The 11,877-nt window shown below is 58.8% G+C and carries 11 protein-coding genes and 1 pseudogene; 5 read left to right on the top strand and 7 right to left on the bottom strand.

Features of this window, described 5'->3' with window-relative positions:
- The 5 genes from BLT59_RS26175 to BLT59_RS26155 form a co-directional block, all read right to left on the bottom strand.
- The coding region (locus BLT59_RS26175; protein ID WP_139174114.1) for a helix-turn-helix domain-containing protein at positions 1-250 on the bottom strand (250 nt) is incomplete at its 3' end.
- An 18-nt stretch (positions 251-268) separates the two neighbouring features.
- Positions 269-1,399, bottom strand: a complete 1,131-nt coding sequence (locus BLT59_RS26170; protein ID WP_091787858.1) for a hypothetical protein — start codon at positions 1,397-1,399, stop codon at positions 269-271.
- Between the two features lie 406 nt (positions 1,400-1,805).
- Entirely contained in the window at positions 1,806-2,417 is a 612-nt protein-coding gene (locus tag BLT59_RS26165; RefSeq protein WP_175544134.1) for a MerR family transcriptional regulator, read from the bottom strand.
- A 180-nt stretch (positions 2,418-2,597) separates the two neighbouring features.
- Positions 2,598-3,311 (bottom strand): SH3 domain-containing protein, encoded by a 714-nt coding sequence (locus BLT59_RS26160; protein ID WP_091787852.1) that lies wholly within the window; start codon positions 3,309-3,311, stop codon positions 2,598-2,600.
- Between the two features lie 38 nt (positions 3,312-3,349).
- Positions 3,350-3,694 (bottom strand): NINE protein, encoded by a 345-nt coding sequence (locus BLT59_RS26155; RefSeq protein WP_091787849.1) that lies wholly within the window; start codon positions 3,692-3,694, stop codon positions 3,350-3,352.
- A gap of 1,475 nt (positions 3,695-5,169) precedes the next feature.
- Between BLT59_RS26155 and BLT59_RS30815 the strand changes: the two genes are divergently transcribed.
- A complete protein-coding gene (locus BLT59_RS30815) occupies positions 5,170-5,586 on the top strand; it encodes a hypothetical protein (RefSeq protein WP_139174113.1) in 417 nt (138 codons plus the stop codon).
- A gap of 225 nt (positions 5,587-5,811) precedes the next feature.
- On the opposite strand, the pseudogene rnhA reads toward BLT59_RS30815, so the two are convergent.
- Positions 5,812-6,228, bottom strand: a pseudogene (gene rnhA / locus BLT59_RS26150) (ribonuclease HI); the annotation flags it as partial.
- Positions 6,229-6,739: 511 nt separating this feature from the next.
- On the opposite strand from rnhA, the gene mauJ reads away from it, so the two are divergent.
- Entirely contained in the window at positions 6,740-7,597 is an 858-nt protein-coding gene (gene mauJ, locus BLT59_RS30810; RefSeq protein WP_139174112.1) for a methylamine utilization protein MauJ, read from the top strand.
- Positions 7,598-7,612: 15 nt separating this feature from the next.
- On the top strand, positions 7,613-8,011 hold the full coding sequence (locus BLT59_RS30805; protein WP_139174111.1) for a hypothetical protein: 399 nt from the start codon (positions 7,613-7,615) through the stop codon (positions 8,009-8,011).
- 593 nt (positions 8,012-8,604) lie between these two features.
- Here the strand turns inward: BLT59_RS30805 and BLT59_RS26145 are convergent.
- Complete coding sequence (locus tag BLT59_RS26145; RefSeq protein WP_139174110.1) at positions 8,605-9,498, bottom strand: hypothetical protein; 894 nt, start codon at positions 9,496-9,498, stop codon at positions 8,605-8,607.
- Positions 9,499-9,881: 383 nt separating this feature from the next.
- On the opposite strand from BLT59_RS26145, the gene BLT59_RS30800 reads away from it, so the two are divergent.
- Positions 9,882-10,601 carry a hypothetical protein gene (locus tag BLT59_RS30800; RefSeq protein ID WP_139174109.1) on the top strand — a complete coding sequence of 240 codons (720 nt, stop codon included), beginning with the start codon at positions 9,882-9,884 and terminating at the stop codon, positions 10,599-10,601.
- 567 nt (positions 10,602-11,168) lie between these two features.
- Positions 11,169-11,498, top strand: a complete 330-nt coding sequence (locus BLT59_RS26140; protein ID WP_091787842.1) for a CsbD family protein — start codon at positions 11,169-11,171, stop codon at positions 11,496-11,498.
- Positions 11,499-11,877 lie beyond the last annotated feature (379 nt).

Below are 11,877 nucleotides of genomic sequence, written 5' to 3'. Positions count from 1 at the left end.
CGGGCGGACGCGTCTTGTCGCGCAGCAGACCCTCGACGCCCGCCTCGGCGTAGCGCCGCTGCCAGCGCCACACGGCCGGACGGCTGACGCCCGCTCGCCGGGCGACGTCCTGGACACTCAGGCGCTCGGCCGAGAGCAAGACGATGCGGGCGCGCTGGATATGTTTGAGCGGGCGAGAGCGGTCGCTGGCGATCGCAGCCAGCCGTGCCGCGTCGCTCGCATCGAGAAGAACGCATACCGTCTGAGCCATGGCCCAGACTCGCACGCCTCACCGCCTGCGTGAATCCTCCGTCCGCGTCACTGCACTAGCCTGCTCGAGGTCGGAGCCGTAGCGCTGCTCCAATTGCGGCCGAGTGTCCTCGATCAGGCGTGCGGCGTACCGGTTGCGGCAATGGGCGCACCAGTACGACCCGCAAGCAAACGCTCCGTAGGCGCCGCACCTGTCGATCCGGTCCGCGACTGACGCAAGATGGGAGAGATGAAAATCGATCTCTAGGCCGATGCTCTCGGCGTAGGCCCTTTGGGCGGCCTCGACCTTGTGTTGATTCGAAGCCGCAGTGGTCAGGATCTCATCGTAGCGGCGGCGCGTCTCCGCGACAGCTTCCTTAGCCCCCTGGTAACGGGCATCTTCATCAATGAAGCGCCGCAATGCTGTGACGACGCGCGTCTTGCGGCCTCTGCCCCGGTGGCGGGGTGCGGCCTTCGCGTCCTCCTCGCTAATGCCTCCGGCTTCTCGGACGCTGCGGGCTGCTTCAGCAAGCGCACGTAGGCCACTCGTCACCCGGATCGGCGGGAGGACTGTCGGCTCGGTAGGGGCGGTCGCGCGCGGAGGCGTCGGCTCATTGAGGGCTTCTCTGAAAAACGCCTCAATGTCCTCATCCGTCCATGGCTCCTCGGCATCCTCGCGCCCCGGTACCGATTGGGAAGCCCACGACCGGAGATCTTTCGCCGACGCTTCTGGACCCCTGTCTAGGGAAGGGTCGATCGCCTCCGCCGGATGTGTTGGGGAAGCAGTGTCGGTCGATGACGTGAAACCGAAGGCGTCCATGAGGAGCGCCTCCCAATCCGCATCCGCCAGGGGCTGATCAGACCTTTTGGCGGGCTCGGTCACGACACCGCTGTCGGGTAGGTGCCGGCCGTCCAGTGCCGCCTCATGAGCGACCAGTGGCACGTAGGACGAACGGGGGGCAGAATGACTTCGATCGCCTCGACCTTGGGCGGCGTGCGCGACCGCGATCGTGTCGGCGGGGTGTGCGCTGGTGGCGCTCACCGCAGCACTATTAGGATCTACCGCCGCCTCGATGTCGTCAGAGGTGGTCGAGGTTCCGCTCAGTTGCAAAGCCTCGTACCACTCTTCTTCGGTGTAGGCCCTCGTGGGGCTGATAGATTGCTTGGCCATTATCGAAGCTGCTGCTATTGAGAAAGTGTTCAGTCCGATCGATGATTTGCCGACATTGATTTTTGTAAGCACAACTAGAGTGAAAGCGCCGGTCTAGTAATCGGCGTAGTTCGCTGAGACTTTTCGGTTTGGCAGCCGCTGCAGTTGGTACATTTGTGCGGTCAAATGCGGCTCGTCTCTCGTCGGGCGATATGTCGTACCAAATTCAAATCAGCGCTTCAATAGAAGGCGTTTGGTGTCAATAGTTTATAGAACATGTACTAACAATAGGGACTAGTTTGTGCGGCGCAGTATGGATCGTGCATCGGTGCTGCAGCATCACTTGGTATTGATTATGTGGTGACGCTTAAGTGAATCCGAAGCTGTCTCGAGAGGTTGGACGGCGGGGACACCGCCATCCTACCCATCAGAGCTTTGCGCGGGTCCTTTTGCGTTTCGGCTTGGAAAGCGGTGTCTCAGGTGCATCCCCTTCCGGTGCTGCCTCTGCCGTAGGTTCTTCCGCGGCGAGCTCGACTGCCGTTGACGCCTCTTCCTGGACCACGGTCATGTCCATGGGCTGACTGCTCTGACCCTGAGGCGCCTCGGTTGCATCCGGATTCGGTGCGGGAGGAGTGTCTACCGGCACCACAACCTCCGCTCGCTCCCGTGCGATGAGCCGGTCGAACGCCTCCGCCTCGTCGATCGAGCCGCCGATGATCGCTGCCGAAACTCGCCGCAGCGAGACACAGAGCGCCTGCATCCGCTCAGCCCGCTCGCCTAAAGCATCGGCTGCCGCGATGATCTCCTCGCCGTTTCCATCGCCCACCATCTCGATCACCGCACGGATCCCGTCGATCTCCATTCCGAGCCCGCGACCGAAGCGGACGAAGCGCAGGCGTGCGACGTCGACGGTCCCGTAGCGCCTCAGTCCAGTTACCGTCCGTACCGGTTCAGGCAGCAGGCCTTGTCGTTCGTAGTATCTGATCGTGGGGACCTTCACCCCTGATCGTTCCGAGAGCTCCTTAATTGTGATGCTCATCTCTATCCTCCGCGTTTTGTGGCGCGGCGGACCCTCCCCCATCCTACCAAGAGCTCAACGGGCCGATTTCGTAAAACTGTCTCCGGAAAACAGCTCACATCCTAAGCTTGGCATTGTCGAAATGAGCATCATCGTGCAAACCCTCGTTTTTCGGACATGCGATAGCGTAGGCTCGATTGTTCACGGCCAAAGATAACGTCGGTGGGCGCCCCGACAGGCGAACCACCAGAGATTTTCTTCGTCGAAACCAGCTAATGCCGGGTGATAATCTGGTCCCGGTGCATCTTCTATGCTGCCGGAACTCCCAGGGGTGATGCCGTCGAGGCGGATCACTTCGGAACGCCCACGCTGGCAATCGACGAGCTGCGAGGTGACGATCACCTCGTTCGGCTGGTCGCCCGTCGTCGATTCGCTGATGACGGTTTGCGCGACGATCTTCCATCGCCCTTCACCCGCAGCAGTCTTGTCAATCGCGCTGGAGGTGGCGACGAACTGCCCCGGTCCGGTGGGCGCCCCCGAGACGCTGTAGGGCTTCAGGACCTCGGTGTCCTCGCGCAGGAATCGGGAGGACGCCCAGCCCAAGAGGCTGCCGATCCGGACTTTGCACCACAGCGGGCCGCCGGCCGGCGCGGTGTCTGCCGTCTCTCGACCTGTCTTCCCGTTCACGCATCCGAGGTTCTGCAGCCCACGGGTCTGCGGCGGCAGCCCGGTGATCTTTCGCGCGCTCGCGTTCGGCTGCGCGCGCAGCGCCAACGTATCATTCGGCCTTACGTCTCGAACGGCGAACCGATCAGGACCGTCCGACGTGGCAAGAGCGGAGCCGGCGGCGAGCGCGGAGGATACCACGAGCGGAAGGATGATGATTCCGGCCTGCCTACGCTTGGATTCTTGCACGTCGTCATCCTCCCTCGCGATCGATGCCGACGCCCGTTCTAGCGCCGAGACAGCAACTGCGTCCCACCGGCGGCGATCTGTTCCGGCGTCACTGTCGCCATCCCGGCTGGGCCGGCGTTGACCGTTACGTTGAACACCGGCGCCACCGTGTTTGCTGGGGCAAAATGCCTGGAGCTGCCGCCACCGCCCTCGCTGTTGGCCACGCGAACCATGTCGCCGAGCCGGAAGAGGTCAATCAGCTGGCCGACCCCGCACAAGCCGAGCGTGAAGAACCATAGCAGCCCCGTCCAGAATCGCCCGACGTAGAAACGATGCAGGCCGCTCAGCAGGAACAGCCCGCAGCCCCACAGGATGAACGCCAGGAACCCGCTCTTCCGTCCCATCGCGCTTTTCCCCGTCCAAACCGCGCTGACCCGCTACTGAGGAGCTACTCAGCAGCAAGCTTGACCGATTTCAGAAAAACCAGTGTTTTCGGAGACAGGCGTCCACGAGGATCTTGTCGAGGGCAACGCCAGTTCCGTTGGCTCTCGAAACCGTCTCCGAGAAAAGGGCAGCGGGTGCGGGGATACCGAGGGCGGGACACATATTCAAGAAAGAATAGAATATGCTTTCCACGAAAGAGAGTGGCTTACATAAGCGTAATGCTTTATAGACACCTAGTTGTTCGTAAAGCCAGACCTAACGGCCGAATGTTTCACTAATAGATGTTGTTTTTTTGATTTTATTCGCCATAAGGCTTGAGCTGGAATCTAGTTATGAAATATTTTTGCGTAAATCGTCGATGTTTTCGCCAGGGAATATGCTTCTAAGATGCATTTGGCATAGAATAATTCACTTTACAAAAATCATTGATTCTGGCAATGTCAATTACTATTCGAGAGGCTCTTATGGCCAAGCTCGCCTATGCAGATCGTTGAGTTCTGTCAGGTTTCAACAAAGTGGATATGTCCGGTTCCAGAAGTCTAATACCGCCGTTTATCCGAATACAAATTTGGAGAACGTGTGTGATTTGACTGCGCCCGGACAAAAGGAACGAAAATGTATGGAGGCGATCGATGAGCAAGCTGCTTTTTGTCGGATGCACGTTAATTTGTAATCTGCCTCTTCTTTCGCAAGCTTGCGAACAAGGTGATGTTCGCTGTCGCGCGGGTTCGCGTCAGGAGTGCCGATGCTACAACGTTGGCCGCAACGACAATTGCTCATGGTACACTGTCCCAGGCGGCTGTGGGAATACCGGCATACAAAATCTGACACCAAGAGAGCATGTTGCGCGATTGATGTACGAGAAACGCAGCGAAAGGAGGGTGGCTAAAGAGTAAATAAAGTGAATACCGGGGACTTTCCGCAAGACAAGGAATTAGCTGTTAAGTAGGCGCCGCGTATATTCGGAAAACGTAAAATGATCTCTGAATTTCGGCTTGCTCACTTAAGCAAGCGGAGTGGATTGAATTAGATCATTCGGGAGAGATCAATCGCATGGGATCGCGTCAGCATCAGGAGAATAACTACTCGCGCTCGATTGGATTGCGGCACGATCTTCGGTAGAGTGCATTTGAAGGCGAGCCTAACCCGTTTATCCCCGATGTGTCGCCGATCGCGGCTCTTCGTAGGTCTCTGACTCGCTACATTTTCAATTGCATTTTCGGAATGCATATCCCTTTGTTCCGACCGGATTGAACTACTTTACAGGCGCCTATTTCGACAGGAGCAACCGGTCTAACAGGCACAAACGGTGATGGATGGGGAGGTCAGAGCTGCCCTGAATGACTCTAATAATACCAGAGAAAGGATTGCGCGTCACAGAATTGAAATTCAGCACTGATCTTTAAAGCGGGCGCGGTGTCGGCGGAGAAGAGTCATGACGGGAATTTCGCGCATATTTGTTGCGATTAGATCGACGGTTGCGGTGATTATCTTGGTCGTGGTGGTTGAGCCTTGCGCTGCCGGGCCTTTGGATAATCTTGAAGGCGGCTGGGCATCTGCTCAGCAGAGTTGCGCAGAAGACCACCCGTCCGGAAAGGACGCGATAGTTGTTCGCACGCTTGGAAGTAAATTTACTATAACTCACAATCGAAAAAGATATAGTGCGACCTTTGTTGTTAATCGGGTTTCAGGTAACACTGTCATTGCGGAGTGCGTCAATTCTGGTTCTGCTCCGGTCGACCAGTCGGGCTGGATATATGAATTTGTTGTTTTGTCGGATCGATTCAGCATGAAGCATCTTGATCCTTTGTTGCCCAATACTGGCACAATTATCTTTTCACGATGCCAGTAATATCTAGTTCAGGAATTTTGGCGCTAGCCTCCCGAAGCTACCCAGGCCTTTGCGTCGGTGGGTTTCGCTAATTTCTTTAGAATACATCGGCCGAGCAAGCGGTTCTCAGGTCGTCGTTGCCGCGGTTTGGCGACGGCGCTGAGGCGACAACGGCGATTGCGATAAGGCTTACGGTGTGGCTGGTACTGGAGATGGGTTGGTTAGAGCGGATAGCCCGCTTCCACCACGCCTTCCTTGCGTCACGAGACGATCCGCGCGTTCATTGAGTGGATCTCCGGCGTGGCCCTGAACCCACGTCCACTTCACGTCACGCTGGCTAGCAAGTTCGTCCAAACGCTGCATCAAGTCGAGATTCATCACCGGGCCCTTCGATTTGCGCCAGCCCTTGGCCTTCCAGCCGCTCATCCACTCGGTGACGGATTTGACCACGTACTGGCTGTCGCAGCGCATCTCGATCTGCGCTGCCTCGGGGAAATGCTCCAGCGCTCGGACGGCCGCGGTCAACTCCATGCGGTTGTTCGTAGTGTTAGCCTCACCCCCGCATAGATCCACGGGCCCATCCGGGCCCGAGATGACAACACCCCAGCCCCCTGGGCCAGGATTGGGCGAGCAGCCTCCATCAGCATAGACAACGATTCGCATAAGGGTGTGATCCTTCGGGTGTTGAGGGGTACCCACGGTCTGAACCGCAGCGGAAGCAACCTCGTCCCGGCTTGTAATACTCTCCCCTACGGATCTCTACAGACGGAAAGTCAGTGTAAAACAACTAGTAAGCAACCTCGTGCACCCAATTGGACCCAGATTCTATCACTCGATGCTGAATGGCTTGGAGTAAAACCGAATGCACGGCAATAAATATCATCACAATATCGTGATCATCAAGCACGTGGGGGAAGCAGGGCTGGCGGGTCCTCGTCGATCCGCGTGGACCAGGCCCGTCTGAAAGCCGAGCAAGCAACAGACGCCAGCTAGTGCACAAGAATGGCGCGCAGCGCTGTCCTCAACTCGCGCTGCCTCTTCCGCTGACTGCCTAGCACGATAAGCTGGGGGCATGCGCGACGAAATGGGAAGGCCTCTGCCGGTCGAGATCGCGAGCCGCGAGAGCAAATACGCTGCGGCTCCTGAACTACTTTAGCCAGGGGATTGGGTGTGCTTGAATGTTGACACTTCTTGTCCATGGCCGGTGCATCCTCAATCTGCCGACTTTGGAGGGCACCGCATTTGGGTGATCCCGCTGACGCTTGAGGAGCATCCAGGAGTAGCTGTGCGGTGCTCGCTAAGCCTCAATCGAGATGAGGCAGCAAGGCTGCTGTACCGCTTCTTAAGTGTGCTGGCCTGGCGGGAGCAGCATGGAATTGCTGTCGCTCACCAATCGGGTGGCGGGCGACCTCACATGGTTGGGCTAAACCGAAAATACGGCTTCTCAATTTGTGAAAGCTTCGATTTCACTGAGCTTATTTGTCCTGAGGATGAAGATACACGCATTGCCCTTGCGCTGATGCGAGAAGCGAGGAGTCTCAACCATTACGGTTATGCGTTTTTGTCTTTTTGGCGAGTGCTTGAGCTGGCATTTCCAGTGCCAAGGCGGCGAGTGACGTGGATGGAGAAGGCTTTGCCTCGGCTAACGGGTCACGGCGTGGCCGAGGCGCTCGACAGCATCAGAGTGGATGGGGAGCAGGACGTAAGCCGCCATCTTTTTGAATCTGGTCGTTGCGCGGTGGCGCACGCGGGTAAAAAGCCGATCGTGAATCCCGACGGTCCAAGCGACGCGCGACGACTGTATCGAGAGTTGCCGCTAGTGCGAGAAATGGCAGTGCTCGCCATTGAAGAGCGTTTCGGTATCTCAACCCCTCAAACTGAGTACCGCAAGCATCTTTACGAGCTTCGTGGGTGGAAGGGACTTCTCGGCGCTGATTTGATCCAACGCTTAGTAAGTGGCGAGGGCGTTCGGTCAGCTGAAGAAGTCGACCTGCCTGAAATTCATGTGCGCCTGCGCAAATCCCCTCCTTAAGGGGCGTTTGAAGGCATGTCGCCTTCGAACGCCACAGTACAAGATAGAAAAGTTCATCTTGTCTACCGGTCTAAAAGCGGTTTAATTTTTATCAAGTTTATTCTCGATTTTGGTGATGAGAGGATAATATTCGATATTGAAGATGGGCTTTTTTTAGACGATGATGGCTCGGTTACTGCTGCAGAGCACAATGCAGATTGTCAGCGGTTCATTCGAGACTACGGACTAAACGGCGAATTGCAAATATGGAATGCGTCCGACGGAGGACTTCTTTCGCGCAAGGATGCCTTCATACCATTGAACTGCTTCATTGATCTGGAGGCTTGCAACGCTATCATTGCGGCAGCGCAGGCAGAGGTCGAGCGCCGACGCGTCGGTTCATCCAAAAGCGGCTGTGAAGCACACCCGGGATGAGCCATGTGGTCGATAAGGCGCTGCTACCGTGCCCAGCGGCCCAGGCGGCGCTTCCACCGTTCGCCAGGCGCGATAGCGGCGTTAGATTTTGCGGTGCGTTTGGTGAGCGTCGGCGCGATTCTCGGCTGGGACCCGGCCACCGGCTCAGCAGTCGCGGCAGCGGGCGCTGGTGGCGCGGAGACCGGCTCGACGGCGGCGGTCGCGACCATCGCGGCAGAGGCCTTGCGCGGCCGCCCGCGGCGCTGCTGCGGGCGATCCTCTGCGGCGGGCTCCGGCTCGAACTGGAGCAGTTCAGGCGCGATTAGGCTCGGCAGTATACGACTGGGTGCGGAGGGTGGCGCTGTTGGCTCGGCGAATTGATCGCGGAACAGGCGTGGCGCCTTGGCGGCGGGAGGCGCGACGCGACTCGGGATGACGATGGCCTGACCGCGGCCGGCTGATTTGATCTCAACGGAGAACGACCGTCGCGTGCGACTGAGCATGGGTTGGACGCTTTCGAGCCGCAGATTGACGGCTAATGTAGGAATGATGAAGGCGCTGGGTTGTATCGATGAGTACGCTAATGGACGGGCACAAGCGGTCAACTCCAAGGTTTAGTTCGGCTGATCGGCGAAGTTGAACCCGGTGCGGCTCTTGGCCTCGACCAGCACCAGGCGGGTCTGATCGAAGCCCCAAGAGAAGTCGGGATCGTCCGGCACACGCGGGCCGAGGAGCGCCCTGGCCCGCTCAATGTCGTCGAGGATCGGATCGACATCCTTGATTCGCCACGCAGCAAAATCGGCTATGCGGCGCGTTCGCATCGAGCTGCCGTTGCCCATCACCATCGAACTGATGACGGCTTGGCCACCGATCGCGACCGCCGTGTTCACTCCTCGCAGGCCCATCCGGGTCCGCTGGAGCGACGTGAAGTTCGACTCCCCCTTGATCCCGTTCAGCACCATGTGGCCCGCATCGGCGCGCGCTTGAACGACGGCGCTCTCAAGCGTCCCATCGTGAAAGCTCTTGTGCGTGCCGACCATGATGAACGCCGCGTGCTCCCGACCAAAGGTCGCGAACAGCAGCGCGTCTTCCTTGTCCTGCTGACGGACCTTGCGCGGCCCGGCCGGGTCGACGGGATCGAAGTGCAGGTGATGCACGTCGTAGGCGGCGAGTCCGAAGTCGCCGTCATGCTGCGCGTCGTGCGGATGCTTGCCAGGCCGATGCGCTCGGCCCGACAGGTACGGCGTCAGGTCAGCACCTTCCCCGACTAGCCGTGCCAATGCGAACACCTTGTCGAGGTGGCGGGTCACGAGGCCACCATCCCAGAACCGGCGGACGAAGAAGACGTGACGCTTGGCGGTTGGAATCAGCCGGCGGGCGCGTACGAGGTAGCGATAGATCAGGTCGCCGAGACTTTGGCGCTGCGGATCGATATCGCCACCGAGTTCGGCCACAAGTGCGTGGCGCAGTCGAACAACGCGGGGGCCCTCAGCGTCCGGAACCGGCACGGCCCGCCTCCACGCCTCTGCGGCGACCCACCCTCGGCCCGTTGGCCGGCAGCGGATGCGTGAGTGGTGTTCTCGCGCCGTCAAGCGCTGCATTACTAAGGACGTAGGCTGCGCATCGGGCTTGGCGACAAAACTTGCAGGAGGCCCACGGTGTCCGGGCAACCGGCGGGACAGAGTCTGCCCACTGGCGGACCGATTCATGACGATGATCGCCTCCATGCTCAAAGGTAGAGCGCAACGCTTACCGGAACGCAAACGTCCAAGCGCGCAGGCGAGCGAGGGAAGCGCCTTGCCGTGAATCGTCACGAAAGTGAGGCGATGCGGACTGCTGCTATGACGGCTGTTCGCCATAACATACAACTGAACCGTTTGGAGGGACGCTTATGGATAGAGAGCGCATTCAAGCTCTGGCGAGAGCCCAGGGACAGACCGGAACCCGCGGCACAGTTCAGATAGACATCGAAAAAGATTTGGGACCAGAATGCCGCTTTGTCGATTTTCTGCTGGCCTCGTCGCTAAGAACGGGGAGATGCGCGAAATTGCTTCGGAATTTTATGGTCATCTACGCTGCAAAAGTTCCACAACTTGCACAAGGCGAAAATCACCTGTTCGACCCAGAATGCCTTTGTCAAACAATCAAAGTATTAGAAGGCCATGAGATTAAAGACATAACGCGCGGCCCTTTTCAATTCAGAAAGGGACCGCTTAAAGGTCTCTATAAGAAGCATTTTTTTCAAGCCAGCTTCCTGATAGAAAATATTATTATTGAAATAGAAAAACATGGCTCCGGCATCATCTCCCGGAAACTTGCAGAATATTACGGCAAGGGAAATTATATAGGCAAACCGGTTGAAGAAACCGACGTCAATCTGATAGCGGAAGCCTTCTCTAGAGATGTCATCGAACGTCGCGCAGCAAGTCGCGAAAAAGCATGGCGTGGCGGTTTAACCGGCGAGCACCTCATCTATGCTGCCCGTCCAGACGGTAACATCTATCTCCACGCCTCGTTTCACGGCGAAGATCCCGACCGCATCGCCGAGTCCGTTCGGGTTGCACTGTCGGATTTTCCAGAGCTCAGAGGTGCCGCCCCTGTTTTCGACTAACATTCAATGCCAGCCCATTTTACTCACTGGGACCAGTGCTTGACGGGAGCATGTACAGCGGGCACCGGCGGCACGCACGATGGCTGCTCCGCCCTGCCAAATTCCACTCTAAATCGGCCCATCTGTGTCCGCGAGGCGGTGCCGGCTCGCAATCAACTCGCAAGCGACCTCGTGCAACCACCTGATTCTGTTTGACCCTGCTTAATCCGAGGCAGACCTAACTAAAACCGGAAAGACTCGAAATGAAATCTTCAAAATATTGTGTGCAGAAATTCCATTTCGGGGCTATCCTGTTGTTATCGTGGAGATCGTCGGAACTTCCGCTGCGCAGACGACAGGCCGGCCCAACCCAGCCGGTCGCGCGGTGTGGTCGATCCAGCCCTGCTTTATCTAGGGGCGCGCCGTGCGGCCGGTAGGGCGGGCCGGAACGACCGGAGCCCGCGGCAGATCAGGTCTTGGAACGCGCGGAGGATGTCGCTGTTGCCTCAGTCGCGACAGGGACGCGGGTGTCCAGCCGCCGCTGCGCCCGGCAGCGTCGACCCGAGACGGGATAGGGAGAGCAGGCCAATGGTCGATACGGACAGGATCACGGGCGCCGCCCGGGCGCTGGGTGGAGAGGTGCAGGGCGTAGTCGGCGGCCTCGCCGGCTCGGATCGCGATTCGGTCGCGGGCCGCCTTCGCGAGGCCCAGGGCAACGCCGAGAACCTCTATGGCCAGGCCAAGGACGCTGTCCGGCACGCGGCCGACGAGGTCTCGGACCACGCGGCGGATGCCTACGACCGGGGCCGCCGCTACGCCTGGGAGGGCCATCAGAAATCCACCGAATGGCCCCACGCCTCCCTGGTCGTGGCCGGTCTGGTCGGTTTCGGTCTGGGCCTTCTCGTCAGCAAGCTCTGATCCGCATCGCCGCGCGCCGTCTTGTCGGCGTCGCGTCGACGCGGTGGTGAGCGGCGATCGCATCCGGGATGGCGTGAATCCGCCCGGCGCGCGGCACGATTCCGCGCAGGCTGCGATCGTCCTGCGGCTCCGGCGGCTATGCGCACTCCTCTCCGCGAGGAAGCCGGGAAAAGGTTCATTCTGAGAGCACCTCGGTGCCTTCTGAGCGTGACGATCCGGCTGCCCGGCCAGGAGAGACATGGCGGATCGCAAGCGCCGCAGGTGGTGCATCCCGCCGCAACGTGGCGTCCGGAAATGACCGGCCTGTCTCCGCGGGGCTGCTCCATTTCGAAACAAGATTATTGGCGCTATTATCGCAGTAGGCACCGTCTAGAGGTGT

It is taken from the genome of Methylobacterium sp. UNC378MF, from assembly GCF_900103195.1.
GTDB lineage: Bacteria > Pseudomonadota > Alphaproteobacteria > Rhizobiales > Beijerinckiaceae > Methylobacterium.
The sequence above is the reverse complement of the archived record's forward strand: the minus strand, read 5'-3'. Positions and strand labels throughout refer to the sequence as shown.

Bases quoted from the DNA above. Each gene is read 5' to 3' on its own strand.
- BLT59_RS26170 (WP_091787858.1), bottom strand. From the start codon at position 1,399: ATGGCCAAGCAATCTATCAGCCCCACGAGGGCCTACACCGAAGAAGAG.
- BLT59_RS26165 (WP_175544134.1), bottom strand. From the start codon at position 2,417: ATGAGCATCACAATTAAGGAGCTCTCGGAACGATCAGGGGTGAAGGTC.
- BLT59_RS26155 (WP_091787849.1), bottom strand. From the start codon at position 3,694: ATGGGACGGAAGAGCGGGTTCCTGGCGTTCATCCTGTGGGGCTGCGGG.
- BLT59_RS30815 (WP_139174113.1), top strand. From the start codon at position 5,170: ATGACGGGAATTTCGCGCATATTTGTTGCGATTAGATCGACGGTTGCG.
- BLT59_RS30805 (WP_139174111.1), top strand. From the start codon at position 7,613: ATGTCGCCTTCGAACGCCACAGTACAAGATAGAAAAGTTCATCTTGTC.
- BLT59_RS30800 (WP_139174109.1), top strand. From the start codon at position 9,882: ATGGATAGAGAGCGCATTCAAGCTCTGGCGAGAGCCCAGGGACAGACC.
- BLT59_RS26140 (WP_091787842.1), top strand. From the start codon at position 11,169: ATGGTCGATACGGACAGGATCACGGGCGCCGCCCGGGCGCTGGGTGGA.